The 18,869-nt window shown below is 70.9% G+C and carries 18 protein-coding genes; 12 read left to right on the forward strand and 6 right to left on the reverse strand.

Annotated features, from left to right (window positions below):
• Positions 1-6 precede the first annotated feature (6 nt).
• Positions 7-543 (forward strand): hypothetical protein, encoded by a 537-nt coding sequence (locus AMYAL_RS0121620; RefSeq protein ID WP_020633354.1) that lies wholly within the window; start codon positions 7-9, stop codon positions 541-543.
• 202 nt (positions 544-745) lie between these two features.
• Here the strand turns inward: AMYAL_RS0121620 and AMYAL_RS0121625 are convergent, their stop codons facing one another.
• The gene (locus tag AMYAL_RS0121625; RefSeq protein WP_020633355.1) at positions 746-1,570 is read right to left on the reverse strand and encodes a dienelactone hydrolase family protein; all 825 of its coding nucleotides are present in this window, start codon (positions 1,568-1,570) and stop codon (positions 746-748) included.
• A gap of 129 nt (positions 1,571-1,699) precedes the next feature.
• On the opposite strand from AMYAL_RS0121625, the gene glmS reads away from it, so the two are divergent.
• The 8 genes from glmS to tsaE all read left to right on the forward strand — a co-directional run bounded on the left by glmS (position 1,700) and on the right by tsaE (position 11,312).
• Positions 1,700-3,562, forward strand: coding sequence for a glutamine--fructose-6-phosphate transaminase (isomerizing) (gene glmS, locus AMYAL_RS0121630; protein ID WP_020633356.1), 1,863 nt, complete (start codon positions 1,700-1,702; stop codon positions 3,560-3,562).
• A 15-nt stretch (positions 3,563-3,577) separates the two neighbouring features.
• On the forward strand, positions 3,578-5,023 hold the full coding sequence (locus AMYAL_RS0121635; protein ID WP_020633357.1) for a bifunctional ADP-dependent NAD(P)H-hydrate dehydratase/NAD(P)H-hydrate epimerase: 1,446 nt from the start codon (positions 3,578-3,580) through the stop codon (positions 5,021-5,023).
• 234 nt (positions 5,024-5,257) lie between these two features.
• Complete coding sequence (locus tag AMYAL_RS0121640; RefSeq protein WP_020633358.1) at positions 5,258-6,073, forward strand: DeoR/GlpR family DNA-binding transcription regulator; 816 nt, start codon at positions 5,258-5,260, stop codon at positions 6,071-6,073.
• Positions 6,063-7,490, forward strand: a complete 1,428-nt coding sequence (xylB, locus tag AMYAL_RS0121645; protein WP_020633359.1) for a xylulokinase — start codon at positions 6,063-6,065, stop codon at positions 7,488-7,490. Before AMYAL_RS0121640 ends, xylB begins: the two co-directional genes overlap by 11 nt.
• 4 nt (positions 7,491-7,494) lie before the next feature.
• On the forward strand, positions 7,495-8,586 hold the full coding sequence (locus AMYAL_RS0121650; protein ID WP_020633360.1) for an ABC transporter ATP-binding protein: 1,092 nt from the start codon (positions 7,495-7,497) through the stop codon (positions 8,584-8,586).
• Positions 8,587-8,614: 28 nt separating this feature from the next.
• On the forward strand, positions 8,615-9,754 hold the full coding sequence (gene alr, locus AMYAL_RS0121655; RefSeq protein ID WP_020633361.1) for an alanine racemase: 1,140 nt from the start codon (positions 8,615-8,617) through the stop codon (positions 9,752-9,754).
• Positions 9,751-10,848 carry an alpha/beta fold hydrolase gene (locus tag AMYAL_RS0121660; protein WP_020633362.1) on the forward strand — a complete coding sequence of 366 codons (1,098 nt, stop codon included), beginning with the start codon at positions 9,751-9,753 and terminating at the stop codon, positions 10,846-10,848. Before alr ends, AMYAL_RS0121660 begins: the two co-directional genes overlap by 4 nt.
• Positions 10,848-11,312, forward strand: coding sequence for a tRNA (adenosine(37)-N6)-threonylcarbamoyltransferase complex ATPase subunit type 1 TsaE (tsaE, locus tag AMYAL_RS0121665; RefSeq protein ID WP_020633363.1), 465 nt, complete (start codon positions 10,848-10,850; stop codon positions 11,310-11,312). The genes AMYAL_RS0121660 and tsaE overlap by 1 nt, the downstream gene beginning before the upstream one ends.
• On the opposite strand, the gene AMYAL_RS0121670 is transcribed toward tsaE, so the two are convergent.
• Positions 11,309-12,640, reverse strand: coding sequence for a carboxyl transferase domain-containing protein (locus tag AMYAL_RS0121670; protein ID WP_020633364.1), 1,332 nt, complete (start codon positions 12,638-12,640; stop codon positions 11,309-11,311). The two genes, tsaE and AMYAL_RS0121670, sit on opposite strands and share 4 nt — an antisense overlap.
• On the reverse strand, positions 12,637-14,052 hold the full coding sequence (locus tag AMYAL_RS0121675) for an acyl-CoA synthetase (RefSeq protein WP_020633365.1): 1,416 nt from the start codon (positions 14,050-14,052) through the stop codon (positions 12,637-12,639). Before AMYAL_RS0121675 ends, AMYAL_RS0121670 begins: the two co-directional genes overlap by 4 nt.
• Before the next feature lie 353 nt (positions 14,053-14,405).
• On the opposite strand from AMYAL_RS0121675, the gene tsaB reads away from it, so the two are divergent.
• From tsaB to tsaD, 3 genes are read left to right on the forward strand one after another with little or no spacing between them, the layout of a single operon-like run.
• A complete protein-coding gene (gene tsaB, locus AMYAL_RS0121680) occupies positions 14,406-15,065 on the forward strand; it encodes a tRNA (adenosine(37)-N6)-threonylcarbamoyltransferase complex dimerization subunit type 1 TsaB (protein ID WP_020633366.1) in 660 nt (219 codons plus the stop codon).
• A complete protein-coding gene (gene rimI / locus AMYAL_RS0121685) occupies positions 15,062-15,535 on the forward strand; it encodes a ribosomal protein S18-alanine N-acetyltransferase (RefSeq protein ID WP_020633367.1) in 474 nt (157 codons plus the stop codon). Before tsaB ends, rimI begins: the two co-directional genes overlap by 4 nt.
• On the forward strand, positions 15,535-16,581 hold the full coding sequence (gene tsaD / locus AMYAL_RS0121690; RefSeq protein ID WP_020633368.1) for a tRNA (adenosine(37)-N6)-threonylcarbamoyltransferase complex transferase subunit TsaD: 1,047 nt from the start codon (positions 15,535-15,537) through the stop codon (positions 16,579-16,581). The genes rimI and tsaD overlap by 1 nt, the downstream gene beginning before the upstream one ends.
• On the opposite strand, the gene wecB is transcribed toward tsaD, so the two are convergent.
• The 3 genes from wecB to AMYAL_RS0121705 form a co-directional block, all read right to left on the reverse strand.
• A complete protein-coding gene (gene wecB / locus AMYAL_RS0121695) occupies positions 16,578-17,729 on the reverse strand; it encodes a non-hydrolyzing UDP-N-acetylglucosamine 2-epimerase (RefSeq protein WP_026467314.1) in 1,152 nt (383 codons plus the stop codon). The genes tsaD and wecB overlap by 4 nt on opposite strands.
• A 105-nt stretch (positions 17,730-17,834) precedes the next feature.
• Positions 17,835-18,014 (reverse strand): LPXTG cell wall anchor domain-containing protein, encoded by a 180-nt coding sequence (locus AMYAL_RS0121700; RefSeq protein WP_020633370.1) that lies wholly within the window; start codon positions 18,012-18,014, stop codon positions 17,835-17,837.
• Between the two features lie 21 nt (positions 18,015-18,035).
• A complete protein-coding gene (locus AMYAL_RS0121705) occupies positions 18,036-18,812 on the reverse strand; it encodes a choice-of-anchor protein CoaP (RefSeq protein ID WP_026467315.1) in 777 nt (258 codons plus the stop codon).
• Between the last annotated feature and the right edge of the window lie 57 nt (positions 18,813-18,869).

Here is an 18,869-nt window from a genome sequence, read left to right on the forward strand (position 1 = left end):
GGACCGATGAGCGCTGTTGACCGGCTGGCGGCCGCCATGTCCAGGCAGGACGCCGCCATCACGGAGCAGTTGGAGCAGCGCGGGCTGCGGGAAAAGCATCTCGCCGATGCCAAGTCCCAGGCGGTGGAGACCATGCAAAAGGACGCCGCCGTCCACGACAAGTACGCCGCCCACATGCAGGAACTGGGGAAGCGGAGCAAGGAGGCGGGTGGCTGGCTGACCGGCAAGACGACCGCCGACCGCAGCCACATGATCGGCTTCGACATCGAGGACGACGACAAGCCGGACGCCCGGTTCGCCGAATTCGGTGCCCGTCAGGGGACCGACACTTCGCGGCCGATGCCTCCGCCGCCGCCTCTTCCGGTCGCGCCGGGAGTGCCCGCGACCGTGGACGTCCCGCCGGCTGCGCCAGCGCCCACCGCCGCTCCGAGCGCCGGAGCACCCGAAGCGCCCGGCACGCCCGCGCGTCGTCGGGGTCGTCACGCTCGCGACAAGGGCTTCGACGACGACGACTTCTCGAACAACTCGTGGATGGTCGACTGACCGCTTCACCGCACTTCAGGGCCCGGCTCACCAGAGCCGGGCCCTTCTTGCTGCCCGGCCCCCGTCTCGACTTTCGCGGGCTAATCGCGATCTGGCGCGGTCGTGCCCTGGCTGGGGTCGTTTCGATGTTCGCGGGCTAATCGCGATCTGGTGCCGCCGCGCTCTGCTGGGCCCCGTTTCGACTTTCGCGGGCTAATCGCGATCAGGCGGCGGGTTCGTCCTGGACCTCGATCGGGGCGCGCTTGACGTCGGCGTCCAGCAGGGGCTGGTACTTCGTCGTCCCCGTCAGGTGCGTGAGGAAGAACGCGGTGAACAGCGCCCTCGTCAGCTGCTGGGTCCCGCGGTGCGGCTTCCCGTGCAGCAGCAGCTGGCTCCAGTGCCTGCCCTCGGTGACGCCGAGGTGCGAAGACTTCCCGAGCGTCCGCAGCTGGACCGGCCCGCCCCACGCGTCCGCGATGGCCTCGGCGTGCCCGACAGGCGGCGCGACGAGGTCTTCGCCAGCCGCGAGATGCAGGCCGGGCACGGTCACCGACCGGGCCGACACCGTCGCCGGCGGCAGCGTCTGCGCGGGGGTGATGGTCGCGACGGCGCGAATCTGCGGCCGGTCGTCGTTCTCGGCCGCCTGCGCGGCGGCCAACACCGCCGAACCGCCGCCCGTCGAGTGCCCCGCCAAGCCGAGTTTCGCCGGGTCGACGCTGATGCCGTCCGGTCCGAGGCGGACCGTCGTGATCAGGTCGAGCGTGGTGAGCAGGTCACCGGCCAGCAGCCGGTGCGACGGCAAAGGTCCGCGCTGGGTGGCCGGAGCCGCCGCGACGATGCCCCAGCTCGCGAGGTGCCGGAGCAGGTGCCGGTAGCTCCCGGTGGGCTGCAGCCAGCCGTGTCCGAACGCGATCGCGGGCAGACCGAGTCCGGAGCGGGGCGTGAACACGACACCGGGCAGTCCGACCAGGGCGAGGTTGCCGCGCAGCACCTCGTGCGGACCTGGGTGGGACAGCTCCGCGAGCAGCTGTTTGGGCTTGCTGGCCATGCGCGTGACCTTACTGCCCGCACCCCCGTCCGGCCCGCGCGCCGCCCCGCGCATCGCGATTAGCCCGCGAAAGTCGCACGCGGCCGCCCGGAAGACGGGGGCCGGATTTTCGTCGTTAGGCTGGCGGCCGTGTGTGGAATCGTGGGATACGTCGGACACCGCCCGGCCCTGGACGTCGTCATCGGCGGGCTTCGCCGGATGGAGTACCGCGGCTATGACTCGGCAGGCGTCGCCGTCCTCGACGGCGCAGGCGCGCTGAACGTCGAGCGCAAGGCGGGCCGCCTGGCCAACCTGGAGACCCAGCTCGACACAGTCGGCAGAGACGCCTTCACCGGCACGGCCGGGATGGGCCACACCCGCTGGGCCACCCACGGCGCCCCGGTCGACCGCAACTCGCACCCGCACCGCGACGCCTCCCAGCGCGTCGCGGTCGTGCACAACGGCATCATCGAGAACTTCGCCGCCCTGCGTGCCGAGCTCGAGGCCGACAACGTCGAGATGGCGAGCGACACCGACTCCGAGACCGCCGCGCACCTGATCTCCCGCGCCTACACCGAGGGCGACACGAAGGGCGACTTCCCGGCCAGCGTCGCCACGGTTTGCCGTCGTCTCGAGGGCGCGTTCACCCTGGTCGTGACCATCGCCGACCAGCCGGACACCATCGTCGCCGCCCGCCGCTCCTCGCCGCTGGTCGTCGGCGTCGGCGAGGGCGAGCACTTCGTCGCCTCCGACGTCGCCGCGTTCATCGAGCACACCCGCGAGGCCGTCGAGCTCGGTCAGGACCAGCTCGTCGTGATCACCCGCGAGGGATACGAGGTCACCGACTTCCACGGCGACGCCGCCCAGGCCAAGCCGTTCACCGTCGACTGGGACCTCTCGGCCGCGGAAAAGGGCGGCCACGAGTACTTCATGCTCAAGGAGATCGAGGAGCAGCCGGAAGCGCTGGCGAACACGCTGCGCGGTCACTTCGACGGCGGCCGGATCATCCTCGACGAGCAGCGCATCTCCGACCAGGACCTGCGTGACGTCGACAAGGTCTTCGTCGTCGCCTGTGGTTCCGCGTACCACTCGGGCCTCGTCGCCAAATACGCCATCGAGCACTGGTGCCGTCTCCCGGTCGAGGTCGAGCTGGCCAGCGAGTTCCGCTACCGCGACCCGGTGCTGGACCGCGCGACCCTGGTCGTCGCCGTCTCCCAGTCGGGCGAGACCGCGGACACTCTCGAAGCCGTCCGTCACGCGCGCGAACAGAAGGCCCGCGTCCTGGCCGTCTGCAACACCAACGGCGCGCAGATCCCGCGCGAGTCCGACGCCGTCCTCTACACGCACGCAGGTCCGGAGATCGGTGTCGCCTCGACCAAGGCGTTCCTCGCGCAGATCGCGGCGAACTACCTGGTCGGCCTGGCGCTCGCGCAGGCCCGCGGCACCAAGTACCCGGACGAGGTCGCCCGCGAGTTCGCCGAGCTCGAAGCCATGCCCGCCGCGGTGCAGAAGGTCCTGTCCACTGTGGATCAGGTCCGCGATCTCGGCCGTCGGATCGCCGACTCGAAGGCCGTGCTGTTCCTCGGCCGCCACGTCGGTTTCCCGGTCGCCCTCGAAGGCGCGCTGAAGCTCAAGGAACTGGCGTACATGCACGCCGAGGGTTTCGCCGCGGGAGAGCTCAAGCACGGTCCGATCGCGCTGATCGAAGAAGGCCTGCCCGTCGTCGTGGTGATGCCGTCGCCCAAGGGACGTGCGGTGCTGCATTCGAAGCTGGTGTCGAACATCAGCGAGATCCAGGCGCGCGGCGCCCGCACGATCGTGATCGCGGAGGAAGGCGACGAGACCGTCCGCCCGTTCGCCGACGAGCTGATCGAAATCCCGGCCGTCCCGACCCTGCTGCAGCCGCTGGTTTCCACCGTTCCGCTGCAGGTGCTGGCGGCCGAGATCGCCCGCACGCGCGGGTACGACGTCGACAAGCCGCGTAACCTGGCGAAGTCGGTCACCGTCGAGTAGAAGACCGGAGGCGTCGTGCAGGGAATCTGGACCACGGAACGGATTCGCGCGGCGGAGGACCGGTTGCTCGCCGTCACGCCCGACGGCGAGCTCATGCGGCGCGCGGCTTTCGGCCTGTCGGTGCACGCCGCCGAAATGCTGGCCGAGCACACGGGTTCGGTGTCCGGACGGCGGGTGACACTGCTCGTCGGGTCGGGCAACAACGGCGGTGACGCCCTGTGGGCCGGCGCGTTCTTGCGTCGTCGCAACGTGGCCGTCTCGGCGATCCTGCTGAAGCCCGAACGCGCTCATGGTCCGGGTTTGGCTGCCTTGAAGCGATCCGGCGGCAAGGTGGTGTCCATTGAAGACGGTCCACAGTGGATTCGTCGAGCGGATCTCGTCATCGACGGGATCGTCGGCATTTCGGCGCGCGGGCCCTTGCGGGCGGAGGCCGCCGCGCTGCTGGAGCACGTGAGCTCGCCGGTGCTGGCCGTCGATCTGCCGAGCGGGGTGGATCCGGACACCGGTGCCGTCGACGGTCCGGCGGTCGTCGCCGACCGGACGGTCACCTTCGGCGCGCTCAAACCGGTGCACGCCCTCGCGCCCGAGTCCTGCGGCGAGATCGCCTTGGTGGACATCGGGCTGCGGCCGGAACTCGGCGAGCCTGATCTGCGACGGCTGGACACGGCCGATGTCGCCGCGGCGTGGCCGACGCCCGGTCCGGACGACGACAAGTACAGCCAAGGCGTGGTCGGCGTCGCGGCCGGATCGGCGACGTATCCGGGGGCGGCCGTGCTCGCGGCCGGTGCCGCGGTGCGGGCGACGTCCGGGCTGGTGCGGTACGCCGGTCATGCCGCGGACGTGGTGCGCGGGCACTGGCCCGAGATCATCGCGACGGGTTCGGTGACGGACGCCGGACGGGTGCAGGCGTGGGTCGTCGGGCCGGGGATCGGCACCGGGCACGAGGGGCGGGAGGTGCTGCGGTTCGTGCTCGGGCGTGGCGTGCCGGTGTGCGCGGACGCGGACGCGACGACGATCATCGCGCGATCGCCCGACGTGCTCGACGCGCGGGATCCGGACACGCCGCTCGTGCTGACCCCGCACGCGGGGGAGTTCGAGCGGCTGATGGGTTCGCCGCCGGGGGCGGACCGGGTCGCGGCGGCGCGGTCGGCCGCGCGGAAGTACGACGCCGTCGTGCTCCTGAAGGGGCACTGCACGGTGGTCGCGGCGCCGGACGGGCGCGTGCTGGTGAACACGCCGAGAGGATCGTGGCTCGCGACGGCCGGTTCGGGGGACGTGCTGTCCGGTCTGGTCGGCGCGCTGCTCGCCGCCGGGCTCGACCCGTGGCTGGCGGCCGGGGCCGCCGCGCACGTCCATTCGCTCGCCGGGTCCCTGGCCGCGGACGGCGCCCCCACCTCGGCGTCCGGCATCCTGAGCGCCGTCCCGGCCGCCATCCGGGCCGCCCTCTCCCTGACCCCCTGACCAGGGCCCCGTTTCGATGTTCGCCCCCTAATCGCGCTCTGCGGGCAGGTGCCATCAGATCGCGATTAGGCAGCGAACATCGAAACGGAGGGGGCAGGGGCGGGTGGCGGGGAAATATGAGAGTTATCGAGTTACGTGTTAACTCTGGGCGAATAATCTGGTAAGAAGCAGGTGTGAGCGCCGACACCCACCCCGCCGAGACCGTGAAGGTCCGGGTCGTGAACGGTGTCGCCCATGTCTAAGACCAGGCCTTCGGACGCCGCCGTCGAGCACCGCCGCCAGGAGATCCTCGACCACGTCATCGCCACCGGCGAGGTCCGCATCGACGATCTCACCACCCGGTTCGGCGTCAGCCTGATGACGATGCACCGCGACCTCGACGACCTCGCCGAGCGCCGCCTCCTCCGCAAACTCCGCGGCAAGGTCGAGGCCTATCCGGCGACGACCATGGAGTCGGCCGCCCGCTTCCGCGACACCTTCAACCAGGCCACGAAGGACACGCTGGGCGAGGCCGCCGCGGCGCACGTCCACTCCGGCCAGACGGTCTTCGTCGACGACTCGACGACGCTTTTCCCGCTCGTCCGTCGCCTCGGCCGGATCGAGGACCTCACCGTCATCACCAACTCGCTCGAAGCCGCCCGCATCCTCGGCCCGGTCAAGAGCGTCGAGGTCGTGCTCGCGGGCGGCCGCTACCACCACGAGTACGACTCGTGCGCCGGTCCGGACGTCCTCGCGTTCCTCGAGCGCACGCACGCCGACATCGCGTTCGTCTCGGTCGCCGCGGTCGCGGTCGGCCGCCTGTTCCACCCGGTCCAGGACTACGCCGCGCTCAAGCAGGCCGCATTGCGCACCGCGAGCCACAACGTGCTGGTCGTCGACAACTCCAAGTTCGGCCGCACAGCCACCTTCGCGCACGGCGACATCGGCGACTACGACCTCCTGATCACCGACGATCTGACGCCCACCGAGGAGATCGAGGCCGCGCTGAACGCGGGAACGGCCATCGAGCAGGTCGAGTGCGACCCGGAAGGGCCGGAATATGAGATCTGACCTGGTCGCCGGAATCGACTCCTCGACCCAGTCGACGAAGGTCGTCGTCTGCGACGCGGACACCGGCGAGATCGTCCGCACCGGCCGCGCTTCGCACCCCGAAGGCACTGAAGTCGCCCCCTCCGCGTGGTGGGACGCGTTCCGCGAGGCCACCGACGGCCTTCTCGACGGCGTGCGCGCCATCGGCGTCGGCGGTCAGCAGCACGGCATGGTCACCCTCGACGAGGCAGGCGAGGTCGTCCGTCCCGCGTTGCTGTGGAACGACACCCGGTCCGCGAAGGCGGCCGAAGACCTCGGCACCGAACTGGGCCCCGAGAACTGGGCGAAGTCGGTCGGCTCGCTGCCGGTCGCGAGTTTCACCGTCACGAAGCTGCGGTGGATGGCGGAGCACGAGCCCGAGCTGGCCGATCGCGTCGCCCGCGTCCTGTTGCCCCACGACTGGCTGACCTGGCGACTGCTGGGCGCGGGCGCCGAACCGGTCACCGATCGCGGCGACGCCTCCGGCACCGGCTACTTCTCGCCGCCCACCGGCACCTACCGCCAAGACCTCCTCGCGCTTGCCTTCGGCGGCCGAACCCCCGAACTGCCCAAGGTGATCGGCCCCGCCGAAGCCGCGGGCCACACCCCGGACGGGATCCTGGTCTCGGCCGGGACAGGCGACAACATGGCCGCCGCGCTCGGACTCGAACTCGCTCCCGGTGACGTCGTGGTCTCGCTGGGCACCAGCGGCACCGTCTTCGGCGTCTCCGAAACCGCGAGCGCCGACCCCTCCGGCATCGTCGCCGGATTCGCCGACGCCACCGGCCGTTTCCTCCCGCTGGCCTGCACTCTCAACGCCGCCCGCGTCCTCACCGCCACGTCCGCGATGCTCGGTGTCGAGCTCGCGGAGTTCGACAAGCTGGCGCTCGCCGCCGAGCCCGGCGCCGGTGGCCTCACCTTCCTCCCGTACCTCGACGGTGAGCGGACGCCGAACCTCCCGGACGCCAACGGCACGCTCTTCGGCCTGACCCGCGCGAACATGACGCCCGAGAATCTCGCGCGCGCCGCCGTCGAAGGCATGCTGTGCGGACTCGCGGCCGGTCTCGACGCCCTGCGTGATCAGGGGCTCGAAGTCCGCCGTGTCCTCCTCATCGGCGGTGGCGCGCAATCGGCCGCCGTCCGCGCGGTTGCGCCGATCGTGTTCGGCGTGCCCGTCGTCATCCCCGAGGTCGCCGAGTACGTCGCGGTCGGCGCCGCGCGTCAGGCGGCCTGGGCACTCGCTTCCAGCACGGAACCTCCCCGCTGGCAGGAAGACCACGGCGACACCCCGCTCGAACCGACCGAGGCCGACCGCGCCGAGGGACACCGGATCCAGCAACGACATCTCGAAGCCCGCGAACTCGGGCACGGCATTTCCGCGAAACCGAAAGAGGATTGAACCGATGGCCACGATCACCTACGACAAGGCGACCCGGCGCTACGCGGGCTCCGAGCGGCCCGCTGTGGACGCACTCGACCTCGAGATCGCCGACGGCGAGTTCCTCGTGCTGGTCGGGCCTTCCGGCTGTGGCAAGTCCACCAGCCTCCGGATGCTCGCCGGCCTCGAGGACATCGACGAAGGCGCCGTCTGGATCGGCGACCGTGACGTCACGCAGCTGCCGCCGCGTGCCCGCGACATCGCGATGGTGTTCCAGAACTACGCGCTGTACCCGCATATGACCGTGGGTCAGAACATGGGCTTCGCGCTGAAGATCGCGGGCCGCCCGGCTTCGGAGATCAAGCAGAAGGTGCTCGACGCGGCCAAGCTGCTCGACATCGAGCAGTACCTCGACCGCAAGCCGAAGGCGCTCTCCGGTGGTCAGCGCCAGCGTGTCGCGATGGGCCGCGCCATCGTGCGTGAGCCGCAGGTCTTCCTGATGGACGAGCCGCTGTCGAACCTCGACGCGAAGCTGCGTGTCTCCACCCGTACGCAGATCGCCGCGCTGCAGCGCCGCCTCGGCGTCACCACCGTGTACGTCACGCACGACCAGGTCGAGGCCATGACGATGGGTGACCGGGTCGCCGTCCTCTCGGACGGTCTCCTGCAGCAGTGCGACACCCCGCGCGCGCTGTACGACAAGCCCGCAAACGCTTTCGTCGCCGGATTCATCGGTTCGCCCGCGATGAACCTCGTCACCGCGAAGCTCACCGAAGACGGCGCCGAGCTGGGCGGCGCTCGTGTGCCGCTGCCCCGCGAGATCCTCGCCAAGGCCGACGGCGACACGGTCACCCTCGGCTTCCGCCCGGAGTCGCTCGAGGTGACCACCAGCGAAGACGGCACGCTGCCGATCAAGGTCGACCTCGTCGAGGAGCTTGGCTCGGACGCCTACGTCTACGGCAAGCTCGCCGAGACCGACGCCGAAGGCACGAAGTCGAACGTCGTCACCCGTGTGGACCCGCGCACACCGCCGACCATGGGTGACACCCTGCACCTGCGGGTTCGTCCCGACGAGCTGCACGTGTTCTCCGCCACCGACGGGGCGCGCCTGTCCTGAGCCGGTTCGTGGGAAACTGGTGGTCGTTATGACCGCCAGTTTCCCGCGTGCCGAGGTCGTCATCGACCTGTCCGCCATCCGGCACAATGTCGCCCTGCTCGCATCCCGTGCCGCCGGTGCCCAGACGATGGCCGTCGTCAAGGCCGACGGCTACGGCCATGGAGCCCTCGAGGTCGGCCGTGCCGCCGTCGAGGGCGGGGCCACGTGGCTCGGCACCTGCTCCCTTGACGAGGCGCTCGCGCTGCGCCGGGCGGGGATCGGGGTCCGGCTCTTCAGCTGGCTCGACACTCCCGAAGCCGACTTCGCGGCCGCGGTCGCCGAAGACATCGATGTGGCCGTCAGCTCCCTCGACGAGCTCGCCCGCGTAGCCGACGGCGCGCGCCGGGCACGCGACTTTAGCGGGCTAATCTCGATCGCGAGGGTGCACCTCAAAATCGACACCGGGCTGTCTCGAAACGGCTGCCCACCTGCGGAATGGCCGACGCTGGTCAAGGCAGCAGCGGCCGCGAAGCCGCTCGTCGAGGTCGTCGCGATCTGGTCGCACCTCGCCTGCGCCGACGAGCCCGGCCACCCCTCCATCGACGGGCAGGCGAAGCGGTTCGACGAGGCGTACGACATCGCCCGCGCGGCCGGCCTGAACCCGATGCGGCACCTCGCGAACTCCGCCGCCGTCCTGACCAGGCCCGACCTGCACTTCGACCTCGTACGCCCCGGAATCGCGATCTACGGGCTGAACCCGGTGCCCACCGACGACGATCTGCGCCCGGCGATGACCTTCAAGTCGTCGGTCGTCCTCACCAAGCGGATCCCGGCCGGCGAATCGGTCTCGTACGGCCACAGCTGGACGGCCGAGCGCGACAGCACCCTCGCCCTGGTCCCGGTCGGATACGCCGACGGCGTGCCGCGGTCGCTGTCCGGACGCATGGACGTCTGGCTCGGCGGACAGCGCCGTCCGGTCGTCGGCCGCGTCTGCATGGACCAGCTGATCGTGGACTGCGGGGACGACGAACCGGCTGTCGGCAGCGAAGTCATCCTCTTTGGCCAGGGCGCTTTCGGCGAGCCGACGGCCAGGGAATGGGCCGACAAGCTGGGGACGATCGACTACGAGATCGTGACCTCGATGTACCGGCCGCGGCTCCGCCGGACGTATCTGGAGGCGGGTTCGTGACACCTTCACGGAGACTGCTGGCCATCGTCGGCGGTGTCGGAGCCGTGGCCACCGGCACCGCCGCCGCGATCGCCGTCGCCGCACAGCAGCGGCGGCAGAGTGAGGATCCGTTCGTGGACGAGCCGTTGGGGGATCTTGAACCGGATCGGACGTCGACAGTGGCGGCGGAGGACGGCACGCCGCTGGCGGTCGAGGAGATCGATCCGGCCGATGGGGGAAAATCGGAGCTGACCGTCGTCGGCGTGCACGGTTTCGCGTTGTCGAAGCGCTGCTGGCACTTCCAGCGGCGAGACCTCGCGTCGCTGAAGCTGCCGCGGGTGCGTCAGGTCTACTACGACCATCGCGGGCACGGGCAATCCGGCGCCGCGACCGCCGAAACCAGCACCATCGAGCAGCTGGCGCGCGACCTCGACATGGTCCTGCGCTCGGTGGTGCCGGACGGGCCCATCGTGCTCATGGGGCACTCGATGGGCGGCATGGTGATCATGGAGCTCGCCGCGGAGCATCCTGAGCTGTTCGACGACCGCGTCGAAGGTGTCGCGTTCATCGCGACGGCCGCGGGCGAAGTCGGCGCTCGGGGACTGCCGCGGTCGCTGCTTTCGAAGTACAACCCGCTCACACGGGGCGTCGGCGGGCTGGCGGGCTGGCAGCCGGGACTCGTCGAGTTCGTGCGCGCGGCCGGAGGGCAGCTGACCCGGCAGGCGGTGCGCAGGCTGGCTTTCGGCAGCCGGGACGTGTCTCCGCGGCTCGTCGACTTCATGCTGGAAATGCTCGAAGTGACGCCGGTACGCGGGCTCGTGAACTTCGTCGACACGCTCGGCAGCCACAACCGGTATGCCGCCCTCGCCGGGCTGAAGCACGCGCATGTGCTGGTCGTCGGCGGGGATTCCGACCGGTTCACGCCGGTCGCGCACGCCGAGCGGATCGCGGCGGAACTGCCGGACGCGGAGCTGGTGCGCGTGCGCGGCGCGGGGCACATGGTGCAGCTGGAACAACCCGAACTGGTGAACAGTCACCTGATCGACTTGGTGCAACGGTGCACGGGCACCGATGGTGAATCTTCCGACCGGCGAACCTGGTGGTGGCAACGCTGATGAATTTCGCTTTCCCGACTCCCGAGTCGACGATGGAGTTCGGGCGCGAACTCGGACGTTCACTGCGCGCGGGCGACCTGGTCCTGCTCGCCGGGCCGCTCGGGGCGGGCAAGACGACGCTGACGCGCGGGATCGCGGACGGTCTCGGTGTCGGCGGGCGGGTCAGCTCGCCGACGTTCGTGCTGGCCAGGGTGCATCCGGCGGGCGAATCCGGGGTCGCCATGGTGCATGTCGACGCGTACCGGCTCGGCGGGGATCTCTCGCAGCTGGACGACCTGGACCTCGACACCGAACTCGAGCGGTCCGCTCTGGTCGTCGAATGGGGCGAGGGAGCCGCGGAGCGCCTGTCGGACGACTACCTCGTCGTGCGCATGGACCGCCGCGAGGACGACGTCCGCGAGGTCACCTTGGAGCCGCACGGCACCTGGGCCTCCCGTACGCCCGGATCGACTTTCGCGGGCTAATCGCGATCTGCGGGACCGACGACGGCGCGGGCGATTCCCAGGCTGACCAGGTCTTGGGGGCGTAGCCGCAGCCGATCCGCGAGGGCGGGGACTTCGTCGGCAGGCAGCTTGAGGATCGCCGCGGCCGCCTCGGGCGAGGTGACCGAGAAATACGCTCCGGGCGTCACCCAGGTCGAACCCGGCGCAGCGAACGCGAGCGCGCCGCCGGACCCGCCTTCCCCGATCACCAGCGTCGTGACCGGCACGGCCGCGCCCGCGACCGCCTCGAACAACTCCGCGATCGCCGCACCGGCCCCGGCCCGTTCGGCCGCCGCGTCGTTCGCCGCGCCAGGGGTGTCGACGAGCGTGAGTACCGGGATGCCGAGCCGCGACGCGAGCCGCACCAGACGCGCCGCCGTGCGGAAGCCCGCGGGCAGCGTCGGCGTCCCGCACTGCGCCGCGTACGCGATCGCGCGGCCACCTCGCCAGCCGAAGCCGCACAAGACGCCGAAGTCGACTCCGCCGCACCTGTCGCCCGAGACGTCCTCACGCCAGTCGAAGTACGCGTCGAGGTACTCCGCTGCTCTCGGCCGATCAGCGGAGCGCGCCGCCTGAACAGCGGCCCACCCGCTTTCGGGCAAGTCGGCCGACCCGAGCGCGTCGGGAGGCTTGACGGCTTCCGTCGACGGCGAAGCCAGCAAGCGCAGCCACCGTTCCAGCACTTCGGGAAGGTCCGCGGGCGGCACGATCCGGTCGACCTGGCCCCACTCGAGCTTCGCCTCGGCCGTGTACGCCTCGGCGGGCGCGTCTGCAGGCCGTACCCGAGAACCGGCGAAGCCGACCTGCGCTTCAGGGAGCGCGAGAACGACGTCGGCGCTCGCACCGAGCGTCGCCCAGCCGCCACCCGTGGTCGGATCGCGAAGCACCGAGATCTGCGGCACCGACCGGGCTCCCGCCGTCGCCCGCGCGATGCGCTGGAGCTGCGAAAGCGCGCGCATCCCGTGCTGCATGCGGCTGCCGCCGGTCGCGATCAGCGACACCACCGGCAACCGGGACGCCACCGCCCGCGCGAACGCCGCCTCGACACGATCACCGGTCCGCCGACCGATCGACCCGCCCAGAAAACCGAACTCGAAGGCGATCACGACCGCCTCGACGTCGCCGATCCTCGCTGTCCCGCAGAGCACGGACTCGTCCTCGCCAGTCCGTTTTTCGGCGGCTTCGCGCGCCGCGCGGTAGCCCGGCCAGTCGATCGGCCCGTCGGTGGGCTCGGCGGAACGCGGAACGTCCAGGTCCTCGAAACCGGTCGCGATCTGCTCGATCACCGACCGCGCGGAGGACCTGCTCATCCGAGCGCCCGTTTCATGACCTTGCCCATGTCGTTGCGCGGCAACGCCTCCAGATAGCGGACCACCCGAGGCCGCTTGTGCGGCGACAGCAGGCGCGAGACATGGTCGGCGAGTTCCGACTCCGCCGGGCGTTCCCCGTCGGGCACCACCCAGGCCACGATGCGCTCGCCGAGGTCGTCGTCGGGCTCGCCGGTCACCGCGACCTCCGCGACGCCGGGGTGCTCCATCAGCGCGTTCTCGATCTCGCCCGCGCCGATCTTGTAGCCGCCGCTCTTGATCAGATCCGTCGCCTTCCGGCCGACGATCTTCACGTAACCGGCGGCGTCGCGGGTCGCCATGTCGCCGGTCCGGAACCAGCCGTCGTCGAAGGCGGCTTCGGTGGCGTCAGGACGGTTGAGGTACTCGGTGAACAGGTTGGGCCCGCGGACCTGGATCTCGCCGACGGTCTCGAGCTCCTCGACTGGGTGCCCTGCTTCGTCCACGAGCCGCAGCTCGACGCCGCCCAGCGGGACGCCGACGGTGCCGGGGACGCGCTCGCCGTCGGCGCGGACGCTGGTGTTCATGAGGGTCTCGGTCATCCCGTAGCGCTCGATCACCCGCTGGCCGGTCGCCGCTGTGATTCGCTGGTGATCGTGGACGGGCAGCGCGGCCGATCCGGAGACAAGCAGCCGGGCGCCGCGCAGGGCCGCGGCGAGCGCCGGATCGTCTGCGACTTCGCCCGCGATGCGGTGATACATCGTCGGGACGCCGAACATCATCGTCGCTCCGTCGGCGAGTTCGCGTGCGACGCCTTCGGTGGAGAATCGGCCGAGATGCCGGACCGAGCCGCCGCGCCGGAGCGGTCCGAGGATGCCGAGGATCAGGCCGTGCACGTGGAAGAGCGGGAGACCGTGGACCAGGACGTCGTCCGAGGTCCACTCCCAGGCGTCCTCGAGCGCGTCGAGGGTGGCCGAGATCGCGCGGCGGGGGAGGACGACGCCCTTGGGAGGGCCGGTCGTGCCTGAGGTGTAAACGATCAGCGCCGGGGCTTCGGTGTCCGGTTCCGCGGGGAGATCGCCGGGGGTGCCTTCGAGGACGATGTCGCGGCGGGGCAGACCGGCGAGACCCGTGGGCAGGTCGGCGCCCGGTTCGGCGAGTACGAGAACGGGCTCGCTGTCGGCGAGGATGTGGGCGAGTTCGCGCTCGCCGATCTTCGGGTTGAGCGGGATGGCGGGGACGCCGGCGAGCAGCGCGGCGATCACGGCGACGCTGGTGTGCACGGTCGGCGTCGCCCAGACGGCGATACGGCCGCTCGGCAGGTCGCGGGCGAGCGTGCCGGCGATGGCCGCGACGTCGGCGTAGGTCAGGGAGGTGTCGCCGAAGCGCAGGGCCTCCTTGCCCGAGCCGCTCGCCAGTGTGGGGAACAACCTCACCGTGTGACCTCCTGCTCGACTCCGCCTGCCGGGGAACGTGGATCCGAGGGCCCCTCTCCGGACCGTACCGCCCCACCCACCTGCACCCCCGCACCCTGCGCCGGGCACTCGACTTTCGCGGGCTAATCGCGATCCGGTACCGGGCTACGGGACCGGCGGGCGCCCCCAGCCCACTCGACTTTCGCGGGCTAATCGCGATCTGGCGCCCAGGGCTGTGGGTCCGGAGGGCGGCCTCGGCCGTTTCGATGTTCGCGGGCTAATCGCGATCTGGCGGCGGGGGGAGCGGCCACGGCACCGGATCGCGATTAGCCCGCGAACATCGCTCCGGGGCGCTGGTCGTAGGCTGGGTAACCGTGCTGGTACTGGCCATCGACACCTCGACCCCGGCGGTCACCGCGGGCCTCGTCGCCCTGGACGGCGACACGCTCGAAACCCGTGGCGACCGCGTGACGGTCGACCCGCGAGCCCACGGCGAGCTGATCACGCCCCACGCCCTCGAAGCCGTCAAAGCCGCGGGCGTCACGCTTCGCGACCTCGACGCCATCGTCTGCGGCGTCGGCCCCGGCCCCTTCACCGGCCTCCGCGCCGGTATGGCCACCGCCGCGTCGCTCGCCCACGCGCTCGGCATCCCCGCCCATCCGGTCTGCAGCCTCGACGCGATCGCAGCCGACGTCGCCCCCGGCGAAGCGCCCTTCCTCGTCCTCACCGACGCGAGGCGCCGCGAGGTCTACTGGGCCGCGTACGCCGCCGACGGTTCCCGCATCGATGGCCCGCACGTCCAGCGCCCGGCCGACCTCGAGACCACCGTCAAGGTCGCGGCGGGCGACGGAGCCCTCCTTTACGCGGACGCCCTCGGCGTCCAGCCGATCGAGCCGCGCTTCCCGTCACCCATCGGACTGGTCAAGGCCGCCCGCGAGGACTTCACCAAAGAGCCCGCCCCGCTCACCCCGCTCTACCTCCGCCGCCCGGACGCCGTCGAACCGGCCGCGCGCAAGAAGGTGACCTCGCCGTGAGGCTGGAACCCTTACGCCGCAAGGATATTCCCCGCTGTGTCGAGATAGAGAAGATCCTCTTCCCCGGCGATTCGCCGTGGACCGCCTACGCCTTTCACGCGGAACTCGACGGCGGTGGTTACTACCTGGTCACCCGTCCGGATGAAAGCGACGAGGTCATCGGTTACGCCGGGCTCGCCGTCGTCGGCCGCCGCGGCGACTACGAGGCGAGCATCCACACCATCGGCGTCGCCCCCGAGAACCAGCGCAGGGGCATCGGCACCATCCTGCTGAAGGCGCTCCTCGACCGCGCGGACGAACTCGCCGCGCCGGTCTTCCTCGAAGTCCGCACCGACAACGACGCGGCGATCACGCTCTACGAGCGGCACGGTTTCGAACGCGTCGGCCTCCGGAAACGCTACTACCAGCCCTCCGGCGCCGACGCCTACACAATGGCCCGTCCGCGGGTCCGAGACGAGGTGGCGGGCTGATGCCACGCATCATCATGGGCATCGAGAGTTCGTGCGACGAGACGGGTGTCGGCCTCGTCCGCCTGCACGACGACGGCACGGTCGAACTCCTCGCCGACGAGGTCGCTTCCAGCGTCGATCAGCACGCCCGCTTCGGCGGCGTCGTGCCCGAGGTCGCCAGCCGCGCGCACCTCGAGGCGATGGTCCCGACGGTCGAGCGGGCCTTCGAAAAGGCCGGGCTGAAACTGTCCGATGTGGACGCCATCGCGGTGACCGCCGGACCCGGTCTCGCCGGCGCGCTCCTGGTCGGTGTCGCCGCGGCCAAAGCGTACGCCGCCGCGCTCGACATCCCGCTCTACGGCGTCAACCACCTGGCCGGGCACATCGCCGTCGACACGCTCCAGCACGGCCCGTTGCCCGAGCGCTGCCTCGCCCTGCTCGTCTCAGGTGGACATACGCAATTGCTTCTGGTGGACGACATCGCGTCCGGGATCACCGAACTTGGGTCCACTGTGGACGACGCGGCGGGTGAGGCCTACGACAAGGTCGCCCGCGTTCTCGGACTGCCGTATCCCGGCGGCCCGCCCATCGACAAGGCCGCCAAGAACGGCGATGGCGCGGCCATCGCGTTCCCTCGTGGCATGACCGGACCGCGCGACGCCAAATTCGATTTCTCCTTCTCCGGCTTGAAAACCGCTGTCGCGCGTTGGGTCGAGGGCGCCGAGCGCCGGGGCGAGGAGATCCCTGTCGACGACGTCGCCGCGTCGTTCCAGGAAGCCGTCGCCGACGTTCTGACCAAGAAGGCGATCCGGGCCGCCAAGGAACACGGAGTGGACACGCTGGTGATCTCCGGTGGCGTGGCGGCGAATTCACGGCTGTCCGAACTCGCCGCCGAGCGTTGCGCGGAGGCCGGGATCACCCTGCGGGTCCCGCGGCCGCGGCTGTGCACGGACAACGGCGCGATGATCGCCGCGCTCGGCGCGCACGTGGTCGCCGCCGGACGTCCGCAAGCGTCGCTCGACTTCTCCGCCAATCCGGCGCTGCCGGTCCAGATCGTCTCGATCTAACGCAGTTCGGCGGCGGTGCGCGGCGCCGGGGCGAGGTTGAGCAGCTCTTCCAGCGCTGCCACCGTCAGGGCGGCGGCATTGCCGTCGCCGTAAGGGTTTCCGGCATGCGTCGGATGGAGATCACCGCGCAGGATCTTCGCCGCGGTGTCGGCGATGAGACCGGTGTCCGTCCCGACCAGCCAGGCGCAGCCCGCCTCGATGGCTTCGCGTCGTTCGGTGACGTCGCGGAGCACGAGCACAGGCGTGCCGAAGGTCGGCGCTTCCTCTTGGATACCACCGGAATCGGTCAGGACGAGCTCGGCCAGCCGCAGCGCGCGCACGAGATCGGGATACTCGAGCGGCTCGGTGATCGTCACCCGCGGCGTCCCGCCGAGCGCGGTCACGACCTGCTTCCGCACGGCCGGATTGGGGTGCGCGGGGAACAGCACCTGGACGTCGCTGTGCTCCGCGACGATCAGTTCGATGGCCGCGAGCGTGCGGCTCAGCGGCTCGCCCCAGGACTCGCGCCGGTGTGACGTCACGAGGATGAGGCGTTCGCCGGCTTCGGCGATCTCCATCTCCAGCAACGCGAGCGCGGTGTCCCTCGCCGGGAGATCGCGCTCGGCGATCGCGATCACGGCGTCGACGACGGTGTTGCCGGTGACGGCGATCTGTTGGCGCGGAACACCTTCCGTGCGCAGCGCGGCCGCGGCGGCCGGTGTCGGCGCGAGGTGCAGGGCGGCGATGCGCGAGATCATCTGCCGGGTGCCCTCTTCGGGGAACGGCGCGGCGAGGTCGTGCGTGCGCAGCCCCGCTTCCAGGTGCACCACCGGGATACCCAGCCAGAACGCGGCGAGCGCGCCCGCCAGTCCCGTCGTCGTGTCACCCTGGACGACGACAGCCGCCGGTGCGACCCGGCGCAGCACCTCGTCGAGCGCGGGCAGCAGCCCGGAAACCAGTTCCGCCTGCGTGCCGGTGGCTCTGGGCGGGGTGTCGAGCCAGGCGTCGACAGGCAGGCCGAACGGGATCAGCGCCTGCTCGACCATGCCCTGATGCTGTCCACTGTGGACGACGAAGGGCCGCAGGTTCGGGTGCTCCGCCAGCGCCAGTGCCAGCGGAGCGAGCTTGACCGCCTCCGGCCGGGTCCCGGCCAGCAACATCACGTCCACGCGTTCGCGCTCCTCATCCACGATTTCGAGTGTCCCGCAAAACGCGGGTGGCGGCCGCCGGCGTGCGAGGGGCCCACGCCGGCGGCCGTCCTGTCCGGGAGAGCGTCAGCTCCCGGTCTGGCCGAGCCGTTTCGTGCGGCGGTAACCGGCGATGACCGCGATGGTTCCGAGAACCAGCAGGATCACCCCGACCGCCAGCCACCAGCCGACATCGGCTCCGGTGGCGGCGAGGGCACCCACCCCGCCACCGGCCACGCCGACTCCGGCGCCAGGCAACTTGTACATCTCGACCTCACTTCACCCTTCTCAGGCGGTGGTCGCCGGGCGACGGCGGCGGACGACGCGGATACCGACCGGAACGGCGACGGCACCGAGCAGGCCGAGACCGATCCACAGTCCCGCGCCCGAAGCGAGCGGCACGGGCAGACCGGCCGGGCCGCAGGTGGCCGACGAGACGATCACGTCACCGGAGCCGAGCGGGGTGAGCGCGTCGCCGAGCAGCTTCACGTGGATCGCGTTGACCGTGAGGCTGCCGTCACCGTTCTTGATCTGCTCGTTGAGGATGATCGTCGCGACGTTGACTGCGCCGAGACCGACCTTGACCTGGGTGTTCGGCGCCGGTGTCGAGTCGATCGCGCCCGCGCTGCCGAGGTTCGCCCCGACCAGGTTCGTCGCGCCCTGCACCCCCTTCTGGGTCGCGGTGCAGGTGGCTTCGACGACCTTGACGCCGACGTCGCCGAGAGCGCCCTTGAGCAGCGGCAAGCCGACATCGGCGGTGCTGGCCTTGGCCGTCACGGCGCCGGAGTTGTCGTCCCGCTTGGCTTCGGTGTTGATCGCGCCGGCGGTGAGCACGCCGGTGAGGCTGGCCTTCGCGAGGCTGTTGGTGGTCGGCCCGGAGGTCTTCGCTTCGGCGAGCGGTCCGGCCTTCACCGCGTCTGCGCCGAGGAGTTTCACATCGACCTTGACGCCGTACGCGGAGCCGTCACCGGGGGCCGCCGAGGCGGGCGCCGCACCGGCGAGAGCCACGCTCGCCACCACAGCGGCGAGCAGTCCGCCTCGTCGCAAGAGGTGCGTGTTCTTCAACTGGTCCTCCGAATTGATTCGTGGGGGGTTTCTCTCAGCTGCGGTCGGCACGTGGGC

It is taken from the genome of Amycolatopsis alba DSM 44262 (assembly GCF_000384215.1).
GTDB classification, from domain to species: Bacteria; Actinomycetota; Actinomycetes; order Mycobacteriales; family Pseudonocardiaceae; genus Amycolatopsis; species Amycolatopsis alba.

What these genes read in the sequence shown, in the direction of transcription:
- AMYAL_RS0121620 (WP_020633354.1), top strand. Translation starts at nt 7, where the DNA reads ATGAGCGCTGTTGACCGGCTGGCGGCCGCCATGTCCAGGCAGGACGCC.
- AMYAL_RS0121625 (WP_020633355.1), bottom strand. Translation starts at nt 1,570, where the DNA reads ATGGCCAGCAAGCCCAAACAGCTGCTCGCGGAGCTGTCCCACCCAGGT.
- AMYAL_RS0121640 (WP_020633358.1), top strand. Translation starts at nt 5,258, where the DNA reads ATGTCTAAGACCAGGCCTTCGGACGCCGCCGTCGAGCACCGCCGCCAG.
- xylB (WP_020633359.1), top strand. Translation starts at nt 6,063, where the DNA reads ATGAGATCTGACCTGGTCGCCGGAATCGACTCCTCGACCCAGTCGACG.
- AMYAL_RS0121650 (WP_020633360.1), top strand. Translation starts at nt 7,495, where the DNA reads ATGGCCACGATCACCTACGACAAGGCGACCCGGCGCTACGCGGGCTCC.
- alr (WP_020633361.1), top strand. Translation starts at nt 8,615, where the DNA reads ATGACCGCCAGTTTCCCGCGTGCCGAGGTCGTCATCGACCTGTCCGCC.
- tsaE (WP_020633363.1), top strand. Translation starts at nt 10,848, where the DNA reads ATGAATTTCGCTTTCCCGACTCCCGAGTCGACGATGGAGTTCGGGCGC.
- AMYAL_RS0121670 (WP_020633364.1), bottom strand. Translation starts at nt 12,640, where the DNA reads ATGAGCAGGTCCTCCGCGCGGTCGGTGATCGAGCAGATCGCGACCGGT.
- tsaD (WP_020633368.1), top strand. Translation starts at nt 15,535, where the DNA reads ATGCCACGCATCATCATGGGCATCGAGAGTTCGTGCGACGAGACGGGT.
- AMYAL_RS0121700 (WP_020633370.1), bottom strand. Translation starts at nt 18,014, where the DNA reads ATGTACAAGTTGCCTGGCGCCGGAGTCGGCGTGGCCGGTGGCGGGGTG.